Raw genomic sequence first — 22525 nt, forward strand, 5'->3', positions numbered from 1 at the left:
CCACCAGGGGCGGGGCCGCACCGGGAACGCCGGCGTCAGGGGCGGATGGCGACCTTGCCGCGCAGGGTGCCGTGCTGCAGGGCGGCCAGCGCGTCGGCGACACCGTCGAGCCCGACGGTGCGGTCGATCGGCGTGCGGATCTCGCCCGCGGCGACGAGCTCGCCGAGGCGGGCGTGCAGCGCGCTCGTCTGGCGCGTGACGAACCACGAGAGTCGCTGGTGGGTCAGCGGCGCCAGCACCGAGACGGCGAGGTTGCGGTGCAGGCCGCCGAGCACGCGGCCGCCGCCCTCCCCGCCGACGACGACGAGCGCGCCGGTGCGCGTCAGGAGGCGGCGGAGCTCGCGCACCGGGTGGTTGCCGGCGATGTCGATGACCGCGTCGTAGGGCCCGTCGAGGTCGCGCGGGGTGGTCGTGGCGTAGTCGACGACGTGCGCGGCGCCGAGCCCGCGGACGTGGTCGGCCTTGGCCGCGCGGCACACCCCGGTGACCTCGGCCCCGCGCCGCGCGGCCAGCTGGACGGCGAAGCCGCCGACCCCGCCCGACGCGCCGAGCACGAGCACCCGCTGCCCGGCCTCGACGCGCGCGTGGTCCTCCACCGCCAGCAGGGCCGTGCCGCCCGAGACGGGCAACGTCGCGGCCTGCTCGTCGGTGACCGCCTCGGGAACGGGCGCCAGCTGGTCGGGCCGGGCCACCGCGTACTCGGCGAAGGCGCCGGACGCGGTGCCGAAGACGCGGTCGCCGGGTGCGAGAGCGGGTGTCGACGACCGGGCGGCGCCCCCGGCTCCGACCGCGACGACGGTGCCGGCCAGCTCGAAGCCGAGGACCGGCTGGCGCGGCCGGCGCAGTCCGAAGGCCGCGCGGGCGAGGAGCGGGGTGCCGGTGAGCAGGTGGAGCGCGCCGCGATCCAGCCCGGCCGCGCCCACCCGGACGAGCACCTCGCCCGCGCCGGGCTCGGGAACGTCGAGCACCTCGACGCGCACCTGCTCGACGCCGCCGTAGCGGCGGCGCGTCACGGCACGCCCCGTCCGTGGGATCCGGTCCGGTGTCGTGGCGGGCCCGCTGGGGCCGGGGGTGGGGCTGGGGGCGCTGAAGGCATTCACGGCGACTCGCTCTCTTACGGTGTAAGTCTTGTCGGGACGCTAGCATTACGGCGTAAGGCAAGCAATCCCCAGGAGAGACGATGCCCCCGCGCAAGCTGACCCGTGAGGGCGTGCTCGACACGGCCGTCACGATGGCCGACGCCGAGGGGATCGGCCGCCTCTCCATGCGTCGTCTCGCGGGCGAGCTCGGTGTCGAGGCCATGTCGCTCTACCACCACGTCGCGAACAAGGAGGCGTTGCTCGACGGCATGGTCGACCGCGTGTACGCCGAGGTGGCCCTGCCCGACCCCGCCCGCGACTGGCACGCCGAGCTGCGCCGGCGCTCGCTGTCGGTGCGTGCGGTGCTGGGCCGGCACCCGTGGGCCCTGCCCCTCATGGAGTCACGCGGCGCGCCGGGACCCGCGACGCTGGCCTACCACGAGGCGAACATCGCCTGCCTCCGGTCGGCCGGCTTCACCCCCGCCCAGGTCGCCCACGCGTACGCCGTCGTCGACGCCTTCGTCTACGGCTTCGTGCTCCAGGAGACCTCCCTGCCGTTCCGGTCGGGCTCCGAGGCCGCCGACCTCGTCAGCGCCGGCCCGCTCGCCGAGGTCGTGGCGGCCCACCCCAACATGGTGTGGTTCACCCAGCACGTCGTGCTCGCGCCCGGGTATGACTTCTCGCGCGAGTTCGAGCCCGGCCTCGACCTCGTCCTGGAGGGGATCGCCGCCCTCCTCGACCTGCCCGACCAGCCCGACCAGCCCGACCAGCCCGACCAGCCCGACTAGCCCGGCCGGCCGGCATCCGTCGGCGGCTCCCAGCCCTGCCCCTCGCCGACGGCGCGCACGATCCGTCGGCTGATCTCCTTCAGCTGGCGCTTCTGGGCCGCGGTCAGGCGGTCGAGCACGAGCGCGTGCACCGTGCGCACGTGGCCCGGGGTCGCGGCCTCCATCGTGCTCATGCCGATCTCGGTGAGGACGGCGAGGGTGTAGCGACCGTCGGTGGGATCGGGACGGCGGCGCACGAGTTCGGTGCGCTCGAGCCGGGCCGCGGCGCGCGACAGGCGCGAGAGCGAGCTGTTCGCGTAGGTGGCGAGCGTGCTCATCCGCAGCGTCCGCTCGGGCGCCGCAGCCAGCGCGTAGAGGATGCCGTACTCGAAGTGCGTCATCCCGGCGTCGCGCAGCAGCTGGCGGTCGAGGGCGGGCGGGAGCCACTCGAGCACGGTGGCGAGCGAGGACCACGTCTCGAGGTCCTCGCCGGTGAGCCGGTCCGGGACGTCGGAGTCGGGCAGACGGTCGGGCATGGGGTGAGACTACCCGGCTTGACTTGCTCAAGAAACTCATCGAAGGTGGCTTTCACTTGATCGAGAAAGTCAATGGGTTCGGCGTCACCGGGCCGGGGAAGGTGTGCGACGTGGATCTGCAGCTCAGTGGCCAGAGGGCCTTCGTCAGCGGTTCGACGCAGGGCATCGGCTATGCCGTCGCCGAGGCGCTGCTCCAGGAGGGGGCCCGGGTCGTCGTCAACGGGCGCACCGAGGAGCGGGTGCGGGCCGCGACCGAGCGGCTGGCGCAGGCCGTGCCCGGCGCCGACGTCACCGGCATCGCGGCCGACCTCGCGGACCCCGACGGGGTCGGGCGCGTGCTCACCCGGCTCGGCGACCTCGGCGACCTCGACATCCTCGTCAACAACGTCGGCGCCTTCGAGGTCAAGGCCTTCGAGGACGTCGCCGACGAGGACTGGCAGGCCTACTTCGAGCTCAACGTCATGAGCGGGGTGCGGCTCTCGCGGGGCGTGCTGGCCGGCATGATCGAGCGCGGCGCGGGCCGGATCATCTTCGTCAGCAGCGAGTCCGGGGTCGACGTGCCCGCGGACATGGTCCACTACGGCGTCACCAAGGCCGCCGTGCTCGCCCTCGGCAACGGGCTGGCCAAGCGCACGCGGGGCACCCGTGTCACGGTCAACACGATCCTCGGCGGCCCCACGTACTCCGACGGTGTCGCCGGGGCCGTCGAGCAGATCGCGCAGCTGCAGGGCGTTCCAGTGGGCCAGCTCAAGGGGGCCATCGTCGCCGGACGGCAGACCTCGCTCGTGCAGCGCTTCATCGAGCCGCGCGAGATCGCCGACCTCGTGGTCTTCCTGGCCAGCCCGCTCTCGTCCGCCACGAACGGCGCGGCCCTGCGCGCCGACGGCGGCGTGCTGACCGGCCTGCTCTAGCTCCGGCTCGGGTCACCGGGCGCGCGCCCGACGGTGTAGCGCACCTGCTGCCACACCGGCAGCGAGCCGTCCGGCCCGGCCACCTCGGCGAAGGTCGCGCGCGACCGCTCGAGCACGCCGGCGCGCTGGTCGTCCGTCATGCGCTCCCAGGCGATGCGCTGCCCGACGGACCGCGAGAAGCGCACCCAGTGGTCGACGTCGTCGAACGCGAACTCCACGCGGCGGCTCGAGGTCTGCACGTCGACGGCGCCGGCGCCCGTGACGAGCGCCTCCATGCCGCCGTCGCTCCCGAACGGGCTCTGCGGGCCGGCCATCCGCGGGTCGGTCGGGGGCATGAACTCGCGCAGCGGGGCCTCGAGCGCCTGCCACTGCGGGCTCGACGGTCCGAAGGTGCTGATGCCGAGGCGGCCGCCGGGCCGGAGCAGCCGCAGCCAGCGCGACACCGCGCCGGCCGCGTCGGGGAGGAAGAAGACGACGAGGGAGGCGATGGCCGCGTCGAACGAGGCCGGGGACAGGTCGGGGTCCTGGGCGTCGCCGACGACGAACGTGACCTCGGTCGGGCTCCCGTCGAGCGCCGCCGCGGCGCGCTCGACCATCGCCGGGCTGAGGTCGAGCCCGACGACCGAGCCGGTGGGACCGACCGCGGCCGCGAGCGCCCGGCTCGAGACCCCGTTGCCGCAGCCGAGGTCGACCGCACGGTCACCGGGGCTGGCGCCCACCGCCTCCACGAGGCCGGTGGCGATGGGCTCGAAGAGGGTCACCCCGACGGCGTCGTAGCTGTCGGCCACGAGGTCGAAGAGGCGTCGGACACCGGCAACGATCTCGTCGCGCTCCACGTCGTCAGTGTGCACCCGTCGTGCGCCGCGCGCAGCGCTTCCGTGGCGCGCCGGGGGCCGTCGCTGCCCGGCGGCTGCCGCCGGCGCGAAATGGCTCAGTCCTCGGGCAGGGCGGCGAAGGCCGCCTTGGCCTCGCGGTACCAGTCCATCGAGCGCTTCGGGTGGCGCCAGCGGGCCTTCATCGCCTCCCGCGCCGGCCCGTGGGCCGCGTCGCCGCCGCCCGCGGCCTCCTTGAGGTGGGCGTCCTGGGCCTTGATGACCTCGTCCGCGGTCGCGCCGCGGTGCTCGAGGTCGCACGGGCCGCCGAGCGCCCGGCACGTCATGGTCTTCATGGTCGACTCCTTCGTGAGCGGTGGGTGGGGCCGGGATGCCGGCGGGTCGGCGTGGTCGCGATCCGACGGTCCCGTGCACCTGACGGTCCGCGCGCGGGAAGTGTGACAGGCCGCGGACCGCCGGTGCCGGCATCCGGCCGGGCCAGCCCAACCGAGCCCGTCTCAGCCCGCGGTGCGGCGGTAGGTGCGCATCGCGAGGGCGTGGGCGACGACGAGCAGGCCCACGCACCAGGCCAGGGCGACCCAGAGGTCCGCGCCGACGGGCCGGCCGGCGAAGAGGTTGCGGATCGTGTCGACGATCGAGGTGACCGGCTGGTGCTCGGCGAACCAGCGGACCGGTCCCGGCATGCCGGCGGTGGGCACGAACGCGGAGCTGAGGAACGGCAGGAAGACGAGCGGGTACGAGAAGCCGCTCACGCCGTCGACCGTCTTCGCGGTGAGGCCCGGGATCACGGCGAGCCACGTCAGGGCGAGCGTGAAGACGAGCAGGATGCCGAGCACCGCGAGCCACGCGAGCACGCCGGCCCCGGAACGAAACCCCATCGCGAGGGCGACGAGCACGACGAGCGCCAGCGAGACGAGGTTGGCCACGACCGAGGTGAGCACGTGGCCCCACAGCACGGCGGAACGCGCGATCGGCATCGACCGCAGCCGCTCCACGATGCCGCCCGAGACGTCGGTGAAGAGCCGGAACGCGGTGTAGGCGATGCCGGAGGCCACCGTGATGAGCAGGATGCCCGGCAGCAGGTAGTCGACGTAGCGATCGGTGCCGACCGAGATGGCCCCGCCGAAGACGTAGACGAAGAGCAGCAGCATCGCGATCGGGGTCACGGCGGTCGTGATGATGGTGTCCGGGCTGCGCAGGACGTGGCGCAGCGAGCGGCCGAGCAGCACGGTGGTGTCGTGCACCGCGTGGCTGGCCGGGGTGCGGGGCGTCGTCGTCATCGCCGTGCCTCCGCCGTGCTCGCACCACCGTGGCCGATGACGGCGAGGAAGACCTCCTCGAGCGTCGGCTGCTTCTCGACGTACTCGACGGTGGCGGGTGGGACGAGCGCTTTGAGCTCGGCGAGGGTGCCCTCGGTGATGATCCGCCCCTCGTGCAGGATCGCGATCCGGTGGGCCAGCTGCTCGGCCTCCTCGAGGTGCTGCGTCGTCAGCAGCACCGTCGTGCCCTGACCGGCGAGCTCGGTCACGGTGCGCCACACCTCGATCCGCGCCTGCGGGTCGAGGCCCGTCGTCGGCTCGTCGAGGAAGAGCACGGGCGGGTCGCCGACGAGGCTCATGGCGATGTCGAGGCGCCGGCGCATGCCGCCCGAGTACGTCGCGGTGCGCCGGCCGCCGGCCTCGGTGAGGTCGAACCGGGCGAGCAGCTCGTCCGCCACGGCACCGGGGTCGGGCACGCGCCGCAGCGAGGCGACGAGCACGAGGTTCTCGCGACCGGTGAGCACCTCGTCGACGGCGGCGAACTGCCCCGTGAGGCTGATCGAGGCGCGGACGCTCGCGGGGTCGCTGACGACGTCGTGGCCCTCGACGCGAGCCGTCCCGCCGTCGGGCCGCAGGAGCGTGGACAGGATGCGCACCAGCGTCGTCTTGCCGGCCCCGTTGGAGCCGAGCAGGGCGAGGACGGTGCCGGGGTGGACCCGCAGGTCCACCCCTCGGAGCACGGGGTGGTCGCCGTAGGACTTGGTGAGCCCGGCGACCTCGATGGCGTGTGTCGTGGTCATGGCGCCAGCGTGCAACCTTGACGCTGCGTCAAGGTCAAGCATCGTCGTCGAGGGCTCCGGCCGCGGTGCTGGGGCGACGGCGTCCCGTGGGGGAAGAGAACCGGGCGCCGTTGCGTTGACGTGGCCGAAGACATACCCACTGGGGGTATGTGACGACCAGCTCGGAGGGCCCGCCATGGAGCACCTGGACCATCGTCAGGAGGGCGTTCGCGAGGACGCCGCGCACGGCGCGCACGGCGCGCATGGCGCGCACGGGGGCGCTGCGTCGTCGATGGCGGGCAGCGCCACCCTGCACTGCCTCACCGGGTGCGCCGTCGGCGAGATCGTCGGCCTGCTCGTGGGTGCGGCCGTGGGGCTGGGCTCGGCGCAGACGATCGCGCTGTCGATCGCGCTCGCCTTCGTCTTCGGCTACACCCTCTCGAGCTTCCCGCTGCTGCGGGGCGGCCTGTCGCTCGGCGCGGCGCTGCGGCTCGTGCTCGCCGCAGACACGGTGTCGATCCTCACGATGGAGGTCGTCGACAACCTCGTCATGGCCGTCATCCCCGGAGCCATGGATGCCGGCCTCGTCAACGTGGTCTTCTGGGTCGGCATGGCGATCTCGCTCGTCGCCGCCTTCCTCGCGGCCTACCCCGTCAACCGCCACCTGCTCGCTCGCGGCAAGGGGCACGCGCTGACGCACGGTCTCCACGGCGATGCCGCGCCCACCGGCGCGAGGCGGTTCGTCCCCGACCTGCCGACGCCGGTGCTCGCCGCGGCCATCGCCGCCTTCCTCCTCGGCGGACTCGTCGTCGCGGTCGCCGACACCCTCTCCTGACGCGGCGCGGGGAAAAGCCGCGAGCTCGGCTTCCCTATGATAAAAGTTGGGTATGCCGAACTCTGAGGTGCGCGTGCTCGTGACCGGCGTGGTGCGCTCGGCCGCCTTCGTCGCGGCCTTCGTGCTGCTCGCATGGCTGGTCGACCGTCTGCTCCCGTAGTCTCTGGCGGTGGCCAAGACCGAGAACCGCACCGCCGTCGAGGACTACCTCAAGGTGATCTTCTCCCTCGGCGAGTGGGACGAGGAGACGGTGAGCAACGCGGCCGTGGCAGCGCGGCTCGGGGTCTCCACGTCGTCGGTGTCGGAGATGGCCCGCAAGCTCGCCGATGGCGGCCTCGTCGCGCACAAGCGCTACGGCGGCATGCGCCTGACCGAGGAGGGGCTGGCCCAGGCCCTGCGGATGGTGCGTCGCCACCGCCTCGTCGAGACCTTCCTCGTCACCTCGCTCGGCTACTCCTGGGACGAGGTGCACGACGACGCGGAGGTGCTCGAGCACGCCGTCTCCACGCTCATGGTCGACCGGATGGCCGAGCAGCTCGGCCACCCCTGGCGCGACCCGCACGGTGACCCCATCCCGACGGCCGACGGCGTGCTGCACCAGCCCGCCGCCGTACCACTGGCCGACGTGCCCGTCGACGAGCCGCGCTACGTCGCCCGCATCGACGACGACGACCCGGCCCTGCTGCGCTGGCTCGCCGACACCGGGGTGTGCGTCGACGCGGAGGTCGTCGTGCGCGAGCGTCGTCCGTTCGGCGGGGCCACGCTCGTCGCGGTCACTGCTCCCGGAGCGGGCGGGGCGACCACCGCCGAGCTCGGCGACCAGGCGGTGTCTGCACTGCTCGTCTGCGTCGAGCCCGCAGCACGAGATGCCTTGAACGACAAGGGTTGTCACTACTCCGTGTGCCGACACATCAGCGCCACAAGGCTTTCCGAGAAGAATCGCTAGGCAGACCGAGACGTTGCACCACCCGCCGGGGTGCGCCTACGGTCGTGCCATCGAAAGGGAGTAGTCCCTAACGACCGCATCGACATACTGGCTCCGGCCCGGTGCGGTGGGCCCTCGACGTGACACCGGCACCACCGGTCGTCAACGTGGGGCGGACGAGACTTTCGACCTCGTGCCGACCCACCGACGGGCGCACCAGGTCGAGGCTCCCGACGTGCCTCGTGCCGGTGTGCCGAGGAGAGACCCACCGATGTCCGCCTTCCTGATCAGCGCTGCCGTCATCTTCGTCGCCGAGCTCGGCGACAAGAGCCAGCTCATGGCGATGACCTTCGCCACCCGCTTCAAGATGCTCCACGTCCTCATCGGCATCACGATCGCCACCGCCGTCGTGCACCTCGGCTCCGTGGCGATCGGTGCGGCCATCGGCGACAACCTGCCCCGCGACGCCATCTCGATCACGGCCGGCGTCGCCTTCCTCGTCTTCGCCGCCTGGACGCTGCGCGGCGACTCGCTCTCCGACGAGGAGGCGTCCGTCGCCCGCACGACGCGCCGCACCGCGATCATCGCCGTCACCGTCGCGTTCTTCCTCGCCGAGCTCGGCGACAAGACGATGCTCGCGACGATCACGCTCGCCACGCAGCACGGCTGGTTCGGCACGTGGCTCGGCAGCACCATCGGCATGGTCGCGGCCGACGCGCTCGCCATCGTCGTCGGCGCCGCCCTCGGCAAGCGCCTGCCCGAGCACGTCATCAAGTGGGGCGCCGCCGCCGCGTTCCTCGTTTTCGGCGTGCTGCTCATCATCAAGGGCGTGCGCTGACCTGTCGGCCGGTCACCACCCCGCCCGGCCACACCCCGGTCGACCCCCCCCGACGACACCCCGTCGACACCCCCGAACGTCCGCAACCGGTCCTACGCTGCTCGACGACGAGCGGCCACGGTGGCCGACGGGACGTGGGGAGGCCGGCCGTGGGTGAGCAGACGCACGAGGACCGCAGCGGCGCGAGGTTCGAGCGGGTGCGCCTCACCGGTGCCACCTTCGAGGACGTCCACCTCGACGGAGCGCGACTGCACGACGTCGACCTGCGCGGCGCGAGCCTGCGCATGGTCGACCTGCGCGGCCTGCGCGACCGTGACGTGTGGCTCGAGGACGTCGAGATCACCGGCGACGTCGAGAACGTGCGCATCAACGGCGTCGACGTCGCCCCGCTCATCGAGGCCGAGCTCGACCGCCGTGACCCCGACCGGCCGAAGATGCGCCCCACCGACGCCGCCGGCCACCGCGAGGCGTGGGACGTGCTCGAGCGACGGTGGGCCGGCACGGTCGAGCGCGCCCGCACCCTCGACCCGGAGCTGCTCCACGCGAGCGTCGACGGCGAGTGGTCGTTCATCGAGACCCTGCGCCACCTCGCCTTCGCCACCGATGCGTGGGTGGCGCGGGCGCTGCTCGGCGACCCGGAGCCGTGGCACCCGCTCGACCTGCCGCACGACGACATGCCCGACTCGCCGCCGGTGCCGCGCGACCGGAGCGTGCGTCCCTCGCTCGAGGAGGTGCTGGCCCTGCGCGCCGAGCGGACGGCCATGGTGCGCCGCGTCGTCGACGCGCTCACCGACGAGCAGCTCGCGGGCACGACGACCCCGGTCACCGAGCCGGGCTACCCCGAGCCGGAGCCGTATCCCGTCACCCGCATCCTGCGCACGATCCTCAGCGAGGAGTGGCACCACCGGCTGTACGCCGAGCGTGACCTCGACGTGCTCGCGCCCCGCGCCGGGGACGCCTGACCCGACCGCCTGACCCGACCGCCTGACCCGAGCGCCTGGCCCGACGCCCGACCCGACCGCTGTCAGGCGGTCGGGTGGAGCGGCTCGGTCGGCAGCTTGCGCACCTTGGCCCGCCGTCGACGGCGCTCCGGGATCATCGAGCGCATCTCCTCGAGGCGACCGAAGCACAGCAGCCGGTCCTCGGCCTCGAGCACGACGCGGCGGCGCGGGTTCGGCACGACGCTCGGCCCGCGGTGCAGGGTGAGCACCTGCAGGTCGCGCTCCTCGAGCCCCGACTCGCCGATCGTCTTGCCGATGATGTCGGCCCCCGCGTGCACGACGAGCTCGGCCACGCCGTAGCCCGTCGAGACGGTGAGCCGCTGGCGCACGTCGATCTCGGGGAAGGCGACCTGGCCCGCGATGTGGTCGACGATGGCGCCCGCGACGTCGAGGTTCGTCGCCCGCTCGATGCCCTCGAGGCCGGGGGAGGAGTTGACCTCCATGACGAGCGGGCCATCGTTGCCCTCGAGCATGTCGACGCCCGCGACCCGCAGCCCCATGATCTGGGCCGAGCGGACGGCTGCCTGCTCGTACTCCGGTGTCAGCTCGACCGGCTCGACCATGCCGCCGCGGTGCACGTTGGAGCGGAACTCGTCGCCCTTCGCGCGCCGCCGCATGGCTGCGACGACGCGGTCGCCGACGACGAGCGCCCGGATGTCGCGGCCCCTGCTCTCGGAGACGAAGCTCTGGATGAGCACGTTCTGCTTCGTGCTGTGCAGCGTCTCGATGATCGCCTCGGCGACCTTGATGTCCGGCGCGAGGATGACCCCGATGCCCTGGGTGCCCTCGAGCAGCTTGATGACGACCGGCGCCCCGCCCACGCGCTGGATGGCCGGCATGACGTCGACGCGGTTGCGCACGAACGTCGTGGCCGGCATGCCGATGTTGTGGCGCGAGAGGATCTGCGCGGCCCGCAGCTTGTCGCGGGCGTTGGAGATGCCGTTCGCGGTGTTCGGCGTGTAGACGTCCATCTGCTCGAACTGGCGCACGACGGCCGTGCCGAAGTAGGTGATCGAGGCGCCGATGCGCGGCAGCACCGCGTCGTAGTCGGAGATCGGCCGGCCCCGGAACTGCAGGTCGGGCTCGGTGCCGGTGAGGTCGATGGCGAAGCGCAGCGTGTTGAGCACGCGCACCTGGTGGCCGCGGTCGAGGGCGGCCGCGCGCAGGCGCTGCGTCGAGTACGCACGCGGCGCGCGCGAGAGGATCGCGAGTTTCATCCGGGGTCCTGCCAAGATGGGCGGGTGACTGGGCCGGCCTATTCAAGCACCCCCGTCGGATGGCGGGAGTGGGTCGGCCTGCCCGGCATCGGGATGCCGTGGCTCAAGGCGAAGATCGACACCGGCGCGCGCACCTCCGCGCTGCACGCCGCCGACCTCGAGGAGTTCGAGCGCGACGGTGCGCCGTGGGTGCGCTTCACCGCGCACCCGTGGCAGGACACCGACGACGACGCCGTGCAGGTCGAGTGCCCGGTGCACGACCGGCGCCACGTGCGCAGCTCGTCGGGGCACGCCCAGCAGCGCTACGTCGTGCTGCTCGACCTCTCGCTCGCCGGGCGCACGGTGCCCGCCGAGGTCACCCTGACGAACCGGCACCGCATGGGCTTCCGCATGCTCGTCGGCCGCGAGGCGCTGCGCCAGGGCTTCGTCGTCGACCCGGGCCGCTCCTACGCGGGCGCGCGTGCACCCAAGGAGTTCCGGCGCCGCAACCACGGCCACTGACCACCGACCGGTGACCACCGACCACCGACCCCTTCGATCAGTGCCCGCCGCCGAGCCGGCCGGCGAGCCGGTCGTGCCGTGCCTGACTGGCGTCGTCGAGCCCGGTGATGGTGACGGTCTTGCCCTTGGCGGCGTACTTCTGCGTGATCGCGTCGAGGGTGGCGACCGTCGAGGCATCCCAGACGTGGGCGCGGGACAGGTCGATGACGACGTCGACCGGGTCGCCGACGTAGTCGAACTGCGTCACGAGGTCGTTGCTGGAGGCGAAGAAGAGCTCGCCCTCGACGGCATACACGCGGGTGTCCGCGTCGGGGTGCGCGACGTCGACGACCCGGGTGAGGTGGGCGACGCGGCGGGCGAAGAGGACCATCGCGACGAGGACGCCGACGACGACGCCGATCGCCAGGTTGTGGGTGGCGACGACGACCGCGACCGTCGTGACCATGACGAGGGTCTCGCTGCGCGGCATCCGGCGCAGGGTCGCGGGGCGGATGCTGTGCCAGTCCATCGTGCCCACCGAGACCATGATCATGACCGCGACGAGCGCCGCCATCGGGATGATCGCGACGAGGTCGCCGAGTCCGACGACGAGGACGAGCAGGAAGAGGCCGGCGAGGAACGTCGAGATGCGGGTGCGGGCGTGCGAGGCCTTGACGTTGATCATCGTCTGGCCGATCATCGCGCAGCCGCCCATCCCGCCGAAGAAGCCGGTGACGACGTTGGCGGCGCCCTGGCCCCACGCCTCGCGCGTCTTGTTCGAGTGCGTGTCGGTGATGTCGTCGACGAGCTTGGCCGTCATCAGCGACTCCATGAGGCCGACGAGCGCCATGGCGAGCGCGTACGGCGCGATGGTCGAGAGGGTCTCGAGGGTGAACGGGACGTCCGGGAGGAGGAGGCTCGGCAGGCTGTCGGGGAGCGCGCCCTCGTCGCCGACGGTCGGCACGGTCACGGCGGCGACGACGGTGAAGAGGGTGAGGGCGACGATGGCCACGAGGGGCGCCGGCACGGCGGTCGTGACGCGGGGCAGCAGCACCATGACGGCGATGCCCACGGCGACGAGCGGGTAGACGACCCAGGGCACGTCGATCAGGTGTGGCAGCTGCGCGAGAAAGATGAGGATCGCCAGCGCGTTGACGAAGCCGACCATCACCGAGCGCGGGATGAAGCGCATGAGCTTCGCGACGCCGAGCAGGCCGAGGGCGACCTGGATGACGCCGGCGAGGATGACGGTCGCGATGAGGTGGTCGAGGCCGTGGTCGCGCACGACCGGCGCGATGACGAGCGCGACGGCGCCGGTGGCGGCCGAGATCATCGCCGGTCGGCCGCCGAGGAAGGCGATGCTGACCGCCATCGTGAAGGAGGCGAAGAGCCCGACGCGCGGGTCGACGCCGGCGATGATCGAGAACGAGATGGCCTCGGGGATGAGGGCCAGGGCGACGACGAGGCCGCCGAGCACCTCGATGCGCAGCCGCCTCGGCGACCGCAGGGCGGCGCGGACCGAGGTCACGTCGGACTCGTGCGCGAACGGCGGCGTGCTCGGTGTGGGCGTGGCCGGTTCCGGGGTGGTCGGGGTCAGTGGTCCAGGGGTGGTCACGGGACTCCTCGGTGAAGGGCGGGGCACGCTCGGCGCGGGCCGGTGGGCCGGGTGCATGCGGCGGGCGTGCGGGTGCGGGCTGCCCGGACGACGTTGTGCGGGCGGTGCAGGTCCGTGCGGACGTGCGTGGATGACGTGCGTGGCTGTTCTCGGGCTCAGTCGATCTCGTCGCCGAGCTGGTGCGCGAAGGCTTCCGCGCTCTCGACGCGCTCGCGCAGCCGGCCGAGCTGGTGCTCGACGAGCGCGTGGTACTCGCGCAGGCGCTCGGTCAGCTCGGTGCGGCGCGCGCGCGTCAGGCGGGGCCGGGCGAGCTCGTCGCGGACGTCGATGAGGTCGCGCATCTGCTCGAGCGTGAAGTCGAGCGGCTTCATCCGCTTGATGAGCAGCAGCCGCTCGACGGCGAGCTCGGAGTAGAGGCGGAAGCCGCCGGGGCTGCGCTGCGGCTCGGGCAGCAGCCCGACCTCCTCGTAGTGCCGGATCGTGCGGAGGCTGAGGCCGGTGCGGTCGGCGACGTCGCCGATCTGCAGCAGGTCGGTCGTGGGGCGGGCCTCGGGCACGGCGTTCCTCGGGGTGGGGGACGCGGCGACTCTACCCTTACGTGAGGGTAGAGTCACATCGCGGTGCTGGAGCGGTGCCAGAGCGGTGCCAGAGCCGGGTCAAGGCGGCGGCCCACCGCGCTCGCACGCGCTGACGACGAACGGCCGGCGCCCGGTCGCTCAGGGCTGCGACGGCCCGGAGTCGTGGAGGGCGAGCAGTCGTGCTTCCGCCTCTGCGTCCATCGGGCTGCCGGCGCGGTTGCCCGGGCGCGGCGGCAGCCCCTCGTCCCGCAGCCAGGCCCACGTGTCGCGCACGGTCTCGGCCGCCGGCCGGCAGCGCAGGCCCGCAGCAGCCGCGGCCGAGGTGTCGAGGGCGTGCAGGCCCGCGAGCTCGCCGGTCGGTGGCACCCAGATCGGCAGCTGCGTCCAGGGCTCCACCCCGGCGGCCTCGACCGTCTCCGGGCCGACCCAGACGAGCTGCGCGTCCCCGCCCGTGACGCGCCGCGCCTCGTCGAGCAGGTCGCCGGTCGTCGTGTGCCCCGGCGCGCTCGCGGTGTTGAAGGTGCCGACCGGGCGGCTCGCGAGCAGCCAGTCGGCGATGTCGCGACCGTCGACGAACTGCAGCGGCCGCTCGCGCGGGCCGGGGGTGGGGACCCGGCCGCCCGCGGCGACGCGGTTCAGCCAGAACGGCAGGCGGCCCACGACCTCGTACGGGCCGAGGATGAGCCCGGCCCGGGCGATCGCGACGTCGCCGTCGAAGTTCTCGAGCACGGCGAGCTCGGCCCCGCGCTTGGCCGCGGCGTAGTCGTCGGTGCTCGTGGACGAGGCGTCGCCGTCGACGACCGGGGCGTGCTCGTCGGTGCCGATGGCCATCGGCCAGGTGTAGACCGAGCACGACGAGACGTACGCGTAGTGCGCGACCCGGCCGCGGAGCAGTCGTGCCGACGTCGTCGCCGCGACGGGGGCGCCCGACCACGTGTCGACGACGGCGTCCCACGTGTCGGTGCCGAGCGCGGCGGCCATCGCCTCGGGGTCGAGGCGGTCGGCGTGCCGTGCCTCCGCCCCCTCGACGGGTCTGCCGCTCGCGCCCCGGTTGATCGTCGTGACGCGGTCGCCGCGGGCGAGCGCCGTCTCGACGACGGCGCGTCCGACGTGGTGCGTGCCTCCGAGCACGAGCAGTCTCATGCGCCGATCCTCACCCGTCCCACCACTCGTGCCAAGGGGACTTCGCCGACGGCGTGACGACACCCCGCGTCAGGCGCGGACGCCGTCCCACTCGGCCACGCCACCCGTCGCCCGCCCGTCCACGAGGTCGTCCACGTGCTGCGCGAAGCGCGGGCAGGCGACGATGTCGTGCGCGCGGCAGCGCAGCGCGTGCTCGGTCATCTCGCGCGACCGCTCGATGGAGCGGGCGCGTTCCGCGAGGTCGCGCAGGTGCGCCTCGAGCACCTCGTGACGCCCCGCCGCCTCACCGTCGAGGAGCACCCCGATCTGCTCGAGCGTCATGCCGGCCGCCTTGTTGCGCAGGATGACCGCGACCCGCACGAGGTCGCCCTGCCCGTACCGGCGGTAGCCCGAGGCGTCGCGCTCCGGGGCCAGCAGCCCGAGGTCCTCCCAGTGGCGCAGGACGTGGGTCGGCAGGTCGAAGCGGGCTGCGAGCTGCCCGACCGTCCACTGCCTCGATCGATCGCTTGCCTTCATGTCGACCTGAAGGTACACGCTGGTCCCCAGCCCGCCAAGAGCGAGAAGGAGAGAGTCATGGACCCGAAGACGCAGCAACAGAAGAGCACCACCGAGGTCGTCGTCGTCGGGGGCGGCCCGGCCGGACTGCAGGCCGCCCTGACGCTCGGACGCATCCACCGCGACGTCGTCCTCTTCGACGACGGCACCTACCGCAACGCCGCCGCCGCGCACATGCACAACGTCGTGGCTCACGACGGGACGCCACCGGCGCAGTTCCGCGCCGACGCGCGGGGGCAGCTGGCGGCATACGGGACCGTCGAGCTGCGCGAGGTCAGGGTGGAGTCGATCGAGGAGGTCGACGCCTCCTTCCGGGTGCGGGCCTCCGACGGGAGCAGCGTGACCGCCCACGCCGTGGTCCTCGCCACGGGGGTGCGCGACTGCCTGCCGCCGGTGCCGGGGCTCGACGCACTGTGGGGCGGGCCGGTGGCGCACTGCCCGTTCTGCCACGGCCACGAGCTGAGCGGACGCCGCGTGGGCATCCTCGGGGCGATGGCCGCCCCGCACCTCTCGGCGCTCCTCGGGCGCATCGCGTCCGGCCTCCTCGTGCTCACCGACGGCGAGGACGTGCCCGACGGTCTGCCCGACGGCACGGACGTGCGGTCCGAACGGGTCGTCTGCGTCGAGCCGCACGAGGACGGGGTGCGCGTGACGCTCGAGGGGGTGGACGGTCGGCGGTCGCACGAGCACGTCGCGGGCCTCTTCGTACGGCCCGAGCTGCGGCAGTCGGCACCCTTCGCGGAGCAGCTGGGCCTCGAGCTCAACGCCTCCGGCGCCGTGCGGATCGACGAGCTGGGGCGCTCGAGCCGCCCGGGCGTGCTGTGCGCGGGCGACCTGGCGCACCAGGCGGTCTTCCCCATGCCCATGGCGTCGGTCGTGGCCGCTGCGGCCGCCGGTCAGCTCGCGGCCTCGAGCGCGATCATGGCGCTGCTGTCCCGCTGACCTCTGGCTGGGTGCGGGTCTGGCAGGGTGGGTCGGATGGGAGCCACGCACGACTGGAGCGGCGATGTCGACGAGCAGCACCTCGCGCAGATCCGGAGTGAGGCGGACGCGTTCGCGGCCGGGGGCCCGCTCCACCTCGTGCTCGAGGTCCTCGCCTACCCGGTCGACGAGGCCGTCGAGGGGAGCTCGACCCACGTCCGCGTCGTGCTGCACGCGGACGGGTCCGTCTCGGTCGCCGACGACGGCCGCGGCACGGAGACCCGCGTCGACGCCGACGGGGTGGCGCGCGTCAAGCCGGTCATGGCAACGCGCGACCTGCGCTTCTTCGGCCGCGGCGACGCGCCGTTGCTGCCCGACGGGCGCCCGCGCTCCGGCATCTCGGTCGTCGCCGCGCTCAGCACGTGGCTCGTGCACACGAACCGCCGGGCGGAGGGCGGCTGGAGCCGACGCTTCGAGCACGGCATCCCGGCCGGCCCGCTCGACCTGCTGCCCGCCGCGCCCGCGTCGGGCACGGTCGTGCACTTCCTCCCCGACCCCTCGCTCGTGCCCGGCCGGGTGAGTGCCGACGACGTGCGTGCAGCGGCGAGGACGTATGCCGGTGTCGTCCCCGTCGAGGTCGTGGCCGAGGGCGTCGGCTGAGTCGTCACCCGTCCGCCGGCCCGTTCCACGGCCCCTCGTCGTGAGAGGTGACGGGGTCCTCGCCCGCCCGGGACGCCGTGACGCGCCTACGATGCTGGGATCCCGAGAAGCTCGAAGGAGTGGCCCATGCCGCGCGACCTCGCCCCCGACCTCGTCGAGCGCCTCACCAAGGCGTTCGAGGCCGACCCCACCGCACGGATGCTGCAGAACGCCGTGACGACGACGTCGGTCGACGACATCGCCCTCGACCGCCGGGTGGTGACCGGCATCGACCACTCGGTGTCGCACCTGCTCGACGACTGGGCGGCGACGTCGCAGGAGAAGAGCGGCCGCTGCTGGCTCTTCGCCGGCACCAACCTGCTGCGCGCCGGCGCCCGGGCGAAGCTCGGGGTCAAGGACTTCGAGTTCTCGCAGAACCACCTGCTCTTCTGGGACAAGTTCGAGAAGGCCAACCACTGGCTCGAGTCGATCATCGCGACGGCCGACCGCGACGTCGACGACCGCACGGTCGCGCACCTGCTCGCGACGCCGGCCGAGGACGGCGGGCAGTGGAACATGTTCGTCGCGCTCGTCGTCAAGCACGGCCTGGTGCCGAAGGTGGCCATGCCCGAGACGAAGAGCTCGAGCAACACCCGCCTCATGAACCGCGACATCGGCACGATCCTGCGCCAGGCGGCCCGTGACCTCCGGGCGCTCGCGGCCGCGGGAGCCGGCGCCGACGACGTGCAGGACGCGAAGGAGGAGGTGCTCGCCTCGATCCACCGCCTGCTCTGCATCCACCTCGGCACCCCGCCGGAGTCGTTCGTGTGGCAGTGGAAGGACTCCGACGGCGGCTTCCACCGGGACGGGTCGATGACGCCGCACGAGTTCGCCGAGCGCTACGTGACGGTGCCGCTCGAGGACTACGTCTGCCTCGTCAACGACCCGCGTGAGTCGAGCCCCTACGGCCGCACCTTCACGGTCGAGCACCTCGGCAACGTCGTCGGTGCGCCGCCCGTCACCTACCTCAACGTCGAGCCCGACCTGATGAAGTCGCTGGCCGCACAGGCGATCTCGGGCGGCGAGCCCGTCTGGTTCGGCTGCGACACCGGCCAGATGTCCAACGCCGACCTCGGCCTGTGGGACGCCGCCCTCTACGACCGGGCGGCCGTCTACGGCACCGAGCCGAGCCTCGGCAAGGCCGACCGGCTCACGCACCACGAGTCGCTCATGACGCACGCGATGCTCTTCACCGGTGTCGACCTGCACGACGAGGCCCCCCGCCGGTGGCGCGTCGAGAACAGCTGGGGCACCGAGAAGGGCGACAAGGGCTTCATGACGATGAACGACAGCTGGTTCGCCGAGTTCGTCTTCGAGGTGGCGGTGCGCCGCGACGCCCTGCCCGCCGAGCTGCAGGCCGCGCTCGACCAGGAGGCCATCGTGCTCCCGGCCTGGGACCCGATGGGTGCCCTCGCCGACTGAGCCGGCCCCGACCCGAGCGCGCCATCGCCCTCAGGCGGTGGCGCGCTCGTACGTCAGCACGACGGTGTCTCCGGCCACGGCGTGGTCGAGCAGGCGCCAGGCACGCGGCTCGAACGCCGCGCCGCGACCGAGGAGCGGGATGCCGTCGCCGACCGTCACCGGGCCGACCTTGACGACGAGCCGGTCGATCTCGTCGGCGAGGGCGGCCGCGAGCGTCCCGCCACCGACGAGCCAGAGGCCTGCGCCGTCCTCGGCCTTGAGGCGGCGCACCGTCGTGACCGGGTCGTCGGCCGTGACCTCGACGCCCGGGTCGTCGCCCGCGCCGAGGGTGCGGGAGAAGACGACGTGTCGCAGGTGCGGGTAGGCGTTCGTGATCCCGGCGTCGAGGCCCACCTGGTAGGAGCCGCGGCCCTCGAGCACCGTGTCGAAGTGCTGCCAGGGCCCCGCGACGCCGAGCGGCTCGTGCGCCATGACCGGCAGCGTCTCCGGGTAGTGCTCGAGCAGGTGCGACAGGTAGTCGGGTGACACCGGCCAGAAGCCGTCCGGCCCGGTGGGGTCGCCACCGTCGGGGCCGGCGATGAACCCGTCGATGCTCGAGGCGATGAGGTAGGTCAGCGTGCGCACGGGCGGGCTCCTGTCGTCGGTCGGCGTCCGGGCCGACCACCCTGCCACACGGTCGCCTACGCTGCATGGCGTGAGCACCCCCGGACCCCTGACGGATGCCGCCGTGCCGGCCTACGTCGCCGCGCTCGGTCTGCCGGGCCTCGCCGACGTGCACGTGCACTTCCTGCCCGACGCGGTGCAGCGCAAGGTGTGGGGCTACTTCGACGAGGCGCAGGCGCACTACGGCACGCCGTGGCCGATCACCTACCGCGCGGACGAGGGCGAGCGCGTCGAGACGCTGCGCGCGCTGGGGCTGCGAGCGATCCCGGCGCTGGCCTACGCGCACCGGCCGGGCATGGCGCGGTGGCTCAACGCGTGGTCGGCCGACTTCGCGCGGCGCGTGCCGGGCGCGGTGCACTGCGCGACGTTCTACCCCGAGCCCGGTGTCGACGCCGACGTCGCGGATGCCCTCGACGGGGGCGCGCGACTCTTCAAGCTCCACGTCCAGGTGGGTGACTTCACGCCCGACGACGAGCGCCTGGACCCGGCGTGGGCACGGCTCGAGCGCGCCGGCGTGCCGGTCGTCGTGCACGCCGGCTCGGCGCCGATCCGTGGCACCCACACGGGCCCGGGCGGCGTGCGCGAGGTGCTGCGCCGGCATCCGGACCTCGTCCTCGTCGTCGCCCACCTCGGCATGCCGGAGTACCACGAGTTCGCCGACCTGGCCGACGAGTTCGCGGGCGTCCACCTCGACACGACGATGAACGGCACCGACTTCACGAACCGCTTCGCGCCCTTCCCGGACGGCTACGTCGAGCGGCTCGCCGGCCTGCGCGACCGCGTCGTGCTCGGTTCGGACTTCCCGAGCATCCCCTACCCCTACGCCCACCAGCTGGAGGCGCTCGCACGACTCGACCTCGGGGACGACTGGATGCGGGCGGTGCTGTGGCACAACGGCGCCCGGCTGCTCGGGCTCGACGTCACCTGAGGTGACGGGCGAGGAAGGCCTCGGTGCGCCGGATCGAGGTGTCCCACTGCGGTGACGTGAGGGTGTGCCGCCCCCCGGGGTAGACGCGCAGCTCGACGTCCTTGCCCGCGGCCTCGAGGGCCGCCACCGACTCGCGCGACCACGACAGCGGGCAGTCCTCGTCGGCGGTCCCGTGGTGGATGAGCAGTGGCTCGGTGATCCTGCCGAAGTAGGTACGCGGGCTCGTCGCGGCCCAGGCGGCGGGCTTCGCCTCGGGCGTGCCGAGCCGCGCGATGACGGCGCGGGCCGCGCCGGAGCGCGAGCTGTCGCGGCGCACCCACTTGTCGAAGTTGTCGACGGTGTCGGAGCTGACCGGTGCGTAGGCCACGGCGGCACGGAACAGGCCCGGACGCACGACGAGGGCGTTGTACACGACCCCGCCACCCATCGAGCGGCCGATGAGCGCCACCCGGTCGGGGTCGACGACCTGCGCCTTCTTGAGCGCGAGCCCGGCGTTGATCGCGTCGACCGTGTAGCCGGCGCGGAGGTTCGCGTCGTTGCGCGGGTCGTCGTCGGACTGGGCGTGGTTGCGGTAGTCGATGTGGAGCGTGACGTAGCCCTGCCGGGCGAGGTAGTCGCGCTCGCGGAGCATCGTCTGGCCGTTCGTGTAGACCTCCGGGTCGACGTAGCCGTGCGCGAGCACGACGGCCGGGAACGGGCCGGTACCGCGGGGGATGTTGATGCGTCCCGAGATCGTCAGGCCGTTGCTCTCGTACGTCGCGAAGTACTGCCGGTAGGCGTCGGTGTTGCCGCGCTCGCGGCCCAGCCGCAGGTTGCCGCCGTCGTAGCGGGTCGCGACGAGCGCCGCGATCGACGCGGGGTCGGGCGCCTTCGCCGCCGGGGCCGGCGTGGTGGACGGCGTGACCGGCGGCGCCGTCGAACTGGTCGGCGTGGTCGGGGTGGTCGGGTCCGTGGGTCCGGGGGTTGCCGCGCCCTCCGTGGCCGTCCCGCCGACGGATGCCGTGGGGCTCGGCCCCGTGGTGCCGCCGCCCCGGTCGTCGGTCGGCCCGCTGCTGGAGCAGGCGCCGAGCAGCAGTCCGGCCGTGATGCCGACGACGAGGGCTCGGGGGGTGCGCACCCCTCGAGTCTCACCCGGGATCGCCGCGATTCCCAGCCCGCTCCCAGCCTTCGTGCCCGATCCGAGACCTGCGGGCCGAACGACGACCGTTGCTCGTGCCTGCCCGGTGACCTGGCCCCAGCGCGCGCGCGGGTGCGTCGGGAGGCGAGGGGACGGCATACGCAACGGTCGTCGGTCGGCGGCTCCTGCGCCCTCAGCCCAGGGTCGCGGCGGCCTCGAGGACGGTCCACGCCTGCAGCTGCGGCGACAGCTCGAGCGGTGGGCGCGGTGCGGGCGCGCCGGGTGCGACGGGGAAGACCGACGGGTCGCGGCGCCCGGGCAGCTCGAGCGGGGCCCGCCCGCGCCACAGCGCCTCCGCCGTGTCGTGGACGAGGCGGCGCGCCGTCGCCCGGGGGGCGTCGCCGAGGCCGGACGCGGGCGACGCGGCCGTCGCGAGGTGGCGCACGAGGATGCCGGTGAAGAGTCCGCCGTCGCCACCGCCGTGCGTGCGCAGCACCCGCGCGCCGTCGACCTCGGTCGTGAGCCCGGCGTCGACGGCCGCCACGAGCGCTGCCGCCCGCGACCGGCTCTCGGCGTCGCCGAGCTCGAGGAGCGCGCCGAGCACCGTGCCCTGGTTGTAGGACCACACGTCGGGGACGAGCACCTCGACCCCGCCCTGCAGCCGGATGCCGTCGAGCACCAGGCCGCTCTGCTGCGACCACAGCCGGGCGTAGACCCAGTCGAGCAGGCGGCGCGCCTCGTCGGCGGCGCCGCTCCGCGCGAGGTGCAGCGCGGCCGGCGCGGTCGCCGGGCTGTTCTTGAAGTCGCGGGTGCGGTTCCAGAAGAGCCCGCCGCCGAGGTCGTCGGTGTGGGCGGAGCGCAGCTGCGCCGTCAGGTGCCGGTCGGCCCCGGCGAGGCGCCGGCGGCGCGCGGTGCGACCGACGCGCTCGTGGAGGTCGCGCAGCCGTCCGGTCGCGAGGGCGAGCCAGGCCATGTCGTCGTAGTAGGCGTTGACCCAGCGCAGCCCGTTGCGCAGGCGGATCGTCGCGAGCAGGCGGTCGCCGTGCCGCGCCCGGAGCTCGGCACCGGCCCGGTCGCCCACCCGCAGCGCGCGCAGGCCCGCGTCGACGATCGCGTCGAGGTAGTGCGCCTGCCACCAGTAGTTCCACGTGCCCGCGGCTGCGCGGGTGGACCGCCCGTGGTCCGCCGGGTGGACGACCCGCGCCAGGTGCGTGCGCGGCAGGGGCCCGAGCCGCGCGCCGAAGAGCTCGCCCACCGACCGCTCGGCCTCGGCGGCGCGGTCGTCGAGCGCCGAGGGTGCAGAAGTGACGTCGCCGGCGGACACGCAGGTGACGCTACCGGGAGGCCCCGCTGGTCGGCGGCGTGTGGAAGGGTCGGGCGTGCTGTCGAGATCGCACGCGTCGCTCCGACGTCCCGGGTGACGA

General features: G+C 73.5%; 25 protein-coding genes. 11 read left to right on the forward strand and 14 right to left on the reverse strand.

What is annotated here, in order from left to right; all coding sequences use genetic code 11:
• Positions 1-35 precede the first annotated feature (35 nt).
• On the reverse strand, positions 36-1013 hold the full coding sequence (locus ABD979_RS01260) for an NAD(P)-dependent alcohol dehydrogenase (protein WP_345505609.1): 978 nt from the start codon (positions 1011-1013) through the stop codon (positions 36-38).
• 167 nt (positions 1014-1180) lie between these two features.
• On the opposite strand from ABD979_RS01260, the gene ABD979_RS01265 reads away from it, so the two are divergent.
• Positions 1181-1867: a TetR/AcrR family transcriptional regulator gene (locus tag ABD979_RS01265; RefSeq protein ID WP_345505610.1), complete on the forward strand. Its 687-nt coding sequence runs from the start codon at positions 1181-1183 to the stop codon at positions 1865-1867.
• Here ABD979_RS01265 and ABD979_RS01270 read toward each other — a convergent pair.
• Entirely contained in the window at positions 1864-2382 is a 519-nt protein-coding gene (locus ABD979_RS01270) for a MarR family winged helix-turn-helix transcriptional regulator (RefSeq protein ID WP_345505611.1), read from the reverse strand. The genes ABD979_RS01265 and ABD979_RS01270 overlap by 4 nt on opposite strands.
• A 110-nt stretch (positions 2383-2492) precedes the next feature.
• Here ABD979_RS01270 and ABD979_RS01275 point away from each other — a divergent pair, with 110 nt between their 5' ends.
• Complete coding sequence (locus ABD979_RS01275; RefSeq protein ID WP_345505612.1) at positions 2493-3293, forward strand: SDR family NAD(P)-dependent oxidoreductase; 801 nt, start codon at positions 2493-2495, stop codon at positions 3291-3293.
• Here the strand turns inward: ABD979_RS01275 and ABD979_RS01280 are convergent.
• From ABD979_RS01280 to ABD979_RS01295, 4 genes are all read right to left on the reverse strand, one after another.
• On the reverse strand, positions 3290-4129 hold the full coding sequence (locus ABD979_RS01280; protein WP_345505613.1) for a class I SAM-dependent methyltransferase: 840 nt from the start codon (positions 4127-4129) through the stop codon (positions 3290-3292). The genes ABD979_RS01275 and ABD979_RS01280 overlap by 4 nt on opposite strands.
• A gap of 95 nt (positions 4130-4224) precedes the next feature.
• Positions 4225-4461, reverse strand: a complete 237-nt coding sequence (locus ABD979_RS01285) for a DUF1059 domain-containing protein (RefSeq protein ID WP_345505614.1) — start codon at positions 4459-4461, stop codon at positions 4225-4227.
• A 162-nt stretch (positions 4462-4623) separates the two neighbouring features.
• Entirely contained in the window at positions 4624-5406 is a 783-nt protein-coding gene (locus tag ABD979_RS01290; RefSeq protein ID WP_345505615.1) for an ABC transporter permease, read from the reverse strand.
• A complete protein-coding gene (locus ABD979_RS01295) occupies positions 5403-6185 on the reverse strand; it encodes an ABC transporter ATP-binding protein (protein WP_345505616.1) in 783 nt (260 codons plus the stop codon). Before ABD979_RS01295 ends, ABD979_RS01290 begins: the two co-directional genes overlap by 4 nt.
• A 175-nt stretch (positions 6186-6360) precedes the next feature.
• Between ABD979_RS01295 and ABD979_RS01300 the strand changes: the two genes are divergently transcribed.
• From ABD979_RS01300 to ABD979_RS01315, 4 genes are all read left to right on the forward strand, one after another.
• Positions 6361-6999 carry a DUF4396 domain-containing protein gene (locus ABD979_RS01300; RefSeq protein ID WP_345505617.1) on the forward strand — a complete coding sequence of 213 codons (639 nt, stop codon included), beginning with the start codon at positions 6361-6363 and terminating at the stop codon, positions 6997-6999.
• A gap of 169 nt (positions 7000-7168) precedes the next feature.
• Entirely contained in the window at positions 7169-7945 is a 777-nt protein-coding gene (locus tag ABD979_RS01305) for a metal-dependent transcriptional regulator (protein WP_345505618.1), read from the forward strand.
• Positions 7946-8195: 250 nt separating this feature from the next.
• Positions 8196-8762 carry a TMEM165/GDT1 family protein gene (locus ABD979_RS01310; RefSeq protein WP_345505619.1) on the forward strand — a complete coding sequence of 189 codons (567 nt, stop codon included), beginning with the start codon at positions 8196-8198 and terminating at the stop codon, positions 8760-8762.
• A gap of 149 nt (positions 8763-8911) precedes the next feature.
• Complete coding sequence (locus ABD979_RS01315; protein ID WP_345505620.1) at positions 8912-9724, forward strand: DinB family protein; 813 nt, start codon at positions 8912-8914, stop codon at positions 9722-9724.
• Between the two features lie 62 nt (positions 9725-9786).
• On the opposite strand, the gene ABD979_RS01320 is transcribed toward ABD979_RS01315, so the two are convergent.
• Positions 9787-10980, reverse strand: a complete 1194-nt coding sequence (locus tag ABD979_RS01320) for a RimK family alpha-L-glutamate ligase (protein WP_345505621.1) — start codon at positions 10978-10980, stop codon at positions 9787-9789.
• Positions 10981-11004: 24 nt separating this feature from the next.
• Between ABD979_RS01320 and ABD979_RS01325 the strand changes: the two genes are divergently transcribed.
• Positions 11005-11481, forward strand: a complete 477-nt coding sequence (locus tag ABD979_RS01325) for an ATP-dependent zinc protease family protein (RefSeq protein ID WP_345505622.1) — start codon at positions 11005-11007, stop codon at positions 11479-11481.
• Between the two features lie 37 nt (positions 11482-11518).
• Here the strand turns inward: ABD979_RS01325 and ABD979_RS01330 are convergent, their stop codons facing one another.
• The 4 genes from ABD979_RS01330 to ABD979_RS01345 all read right to left on the reverse strand — a co-directional run bounded on the left by ABD979_RS01330 (position 11519) and on the right by ABD979_RS01345 (position 15312).
• Entirely contained in the window at positions 11519-13132 is a 1614-nt protein-coding gene (locus ABD979_RS01330; protein WP_425583886.1) for a SulP family inorganic anion transporter, read from the reverse strand.
• A 98-nt stretch (positions 13133-13230) separates the two neighbouring features.
• Complete coding sequence (locus ABD979_RS01335) at positions 13231-13632, reverse strand: MerR family DNA-binding transcriptional regulator (RefSeq protein ID WP_345505623.1); 402 nt, start codon at positions 13630-13632, stop codon at positions 13231-13233.
• Between the two features lie 159 nt (positions 13633-13791).
• On the reverse strand, positions 13792-14796 hold the full coding sequence (locus ABD979_RS01340; RefSeq protein ID WP_345505624.1) for an NAD-dependent epimerase/dehydratase family protein: 1005 nt from the start codon (positions 14794-14796) through the stop codon (positions 13792-13794).
• 69 nt (positions 14797-14865) lie between these two features.
• A complete protein-coding gene (locus tag ABD979_RS01345) occupies positions 14866-15312 on the reverse strand; it encodes a MerR family transcriptional regulator (protein WP_345505625.1) in 447 nt (148 codons plus the stop codon).
• Between the two features lie 57 nt (positions 15313-15369).
• Here ABD979_RS01345 and ABD979_RS01350 point away from each other — a divergent pair, with 57 nt between their 5' ends.
• The 3 genes from ABD979_RS01350 (at position 15370) to ABD979_RS01360 (ending at position 18393) form a co-directional block, all read left to right on the forward strand.
• Positions 15370-16293, forward strand: coding sequence for an NAD(P)/FAD-dependent oxidoreductase (locus ABD979_RS01350; RefSeq protein ID WP_345505626.1), 924 nt, complete (start codon positions 15370-15372; stop codon positions 16291-16293).
• Positions 16294-16329: 36 nt separating this feature from the next.
• A complete protein-coding gene (locus tag ABD979_RS01355) occupies positions 16330-16932 on the forward strand; it encodes an ATP-binding protein (protein ID WP_345505627.1) in 603 nt (200 codons plus the stop codon).
• A gap of 126 nt (positions 16933-17058) precedes the next feature.
• Positions 17059-18393 carry a C1 family peptidase gene (locus tag ABD979_RS01360; RefSeq protein ID WP_345505628.1) on the forward strand — a complete coding sequence of 445 codons (1335 nt, stop codon included), beginning with the start codon at positions 17059-17061 and terminating at the stop codon, positions 18391-18393.
• Positions 18394-18423: 30 nt separating this feature from the next.
• Here the strand turns inward: ABD979_RS01360 and ABD979_RS01365 are convergent, their stop codons facing one another.
• A complete protein-coding gene (locus tag ABD979_RS01365) occupies positions 18424-19017 on the reverse strand; it encodes a dihydrofolate reductase family protein (RefSeq protein ID WP_345505629.1) in 594 nt (197 codons plus the stop codon).
• A gap of 70 nt (positions 19018-19087) precedes the next feature.
• On the opposite strand from ABD979_RS01365, the gene ABD979_RS01370 reads away from it, so the two are divergent.
• Entirely contained in the window at positions 19088-19984 is an 897-nt protein-coding gene (locus tag ABD979_RS01370; protein ID WP_345505630.1) for an amidohydrolase family protein, read from the forward strand.
• Here ABD979_RS01370 and ABD979_RS01375 read toward each other — a convergent pair.
• Positions 19977-21101, reverse strand: coding sequence for an alpha/beta hydrolase family protein (locus ABD979_RS01375; protein ID WP_345505631.1), 1125 nt, complete (start codon positions 21099-21101; stop codon positions 19977-19979). The two genes, ABD979_RS01370 and ABD979_RS01375, sit on opposite strands and share 8 nt — an antisense overlap.
• A 193-nt stretch (positions 21102-21294) precedes the next feature.
• The gene (locus tag ABD979_RS01380) at positions 21295-22425 is read right to left on the reverse strand and encodes a glycoside hydrolase family 76 protein (protein WP_345505632.1); all 1131 of its coding nucleotides are present in this window, start codon (positions 22423-22425) and stop codon (positions 21295-21297) included.
• Positions 22426-22525: the final 100 nt, after the last annotated feature.

Origin of the sequence: Terrabacter aeriphilus (assembly GCF_039542985.1) — a bacterium.
GTDB classification, from domain to species: Bacteria; Actinomycetota; Actinomycetes; order Actinomycetales; family Dermatophilaceae; genus Terrabacter; species Terrabacter aeriphilus.

What these genes read in the sequence shown, in the direction of transcription:
- ABD979_RS01265 (WP_345505610.1), top strand. Translation starts at nt 1,181, where the DNA reads ATGCCCCCGCGCAAGCTGACCCGTGAGGGCGTGCTCGACACGGCCGTC.
- ABD979_RS01270 (WP_345505611.1), bottom strand. Translation starts at nt 2,382, where the DNA reads ATGCCCGACCGTCTGCCCGACTCCGACGTCCCGGACCGGCTCACCGGC.
- ABD979_RS01285 (WP_345505614.1), bottom strand. Translation starts at nt 4,461, where the DNA reads ATGAAGACCATGACGTGCCGGGCGCTCGGCGGCCCGTGCGACCTCGAG.
- ABD979_RS01290 (WP_345505615.1), bottom strand. Translation starts at nt 5,406, where the DNA reads ATGACGACGACGCCCCGCACCCCGGCCAGCCACGCGGTGCACGACACC.
- ABD979_RS01295 (WP_345505616.1), bottom strand. Translation starts at nt 6,185, where the DNA reads ATGACCACGACACACGCCATCGAGGTCGCCGGGCTCACCAAGTCCTAC.
- ABD979_RS01300 (WP_345505617.1), top strand. Translation starts at nt 6,361, where the DNA reads ATGGAGCACCTGGACCATCGTCAGGAGGGCGTTCGCGAGGACGCCGCG.
- ABD979_RS01310 (WP_345505619.1), top strand. Translation starts at nt 8,196, where the DNA reads ATGTCCGCCTTCCTGATCAGCGCTGCCGTCATCTTCGTCGCCGAGCTC.
- ABD979_RS01320 (WP_345505621.1), bottom strand. Translation starts at nt 10,980, where the DNA reads ATGAAACTCGCGATCCTCTCGCGCGCGCCGCGTGCGTACTCGACGCAG.
- ABD979_RS01330 (WP_425583886.1), bottom strand. Translation starts at nt 13,132, where the DNA reads ATGCACCCGGCCCACCGGCCCGCGCCGAGCGTGCCCCGCCCTTCACCG.
- ABD979_RS01340 (WP_345505624.1), bottom strand. Translation starts at nt 14,796, where the DNA reads ATGAGACTGCTCGTGCTCGGAGGCACGCACCACGTCGGACGCGCCGTC.
- ABD979_RS01345 (WP_345505625.1), bottom strand. Translation starts at nt 15,312, where the DNA reads ATGAAGGCAAGCGATCGATCGAGGCAGTGGACGGTCGGGCAGCTCGCA.
- ABD979_RS01350 (WP_345505626.1), top strand. Translation starts at nt 15,370, where the DNA reads ATGGACCCGAAGACGCAGCAACAGAAGAGCACCACCGAGGTCGTCGTC.
- ABD979_RS01355 (WP_345505627.1), top strand. Translation starts at nt 16,330, where the DNA reads ATGGGAGCCACGCACGACTGGAGCGGCGATGTCGACGAGCAGCACCTC.
- ABD979_RS01360 (WP_345505628.1), top strand. Translation starts at nt 17,059, where the DNA reads ATGCCGCGCGACCTCGCCCCCGACCTCGTCGAGCGCCTCACCAAGGCG.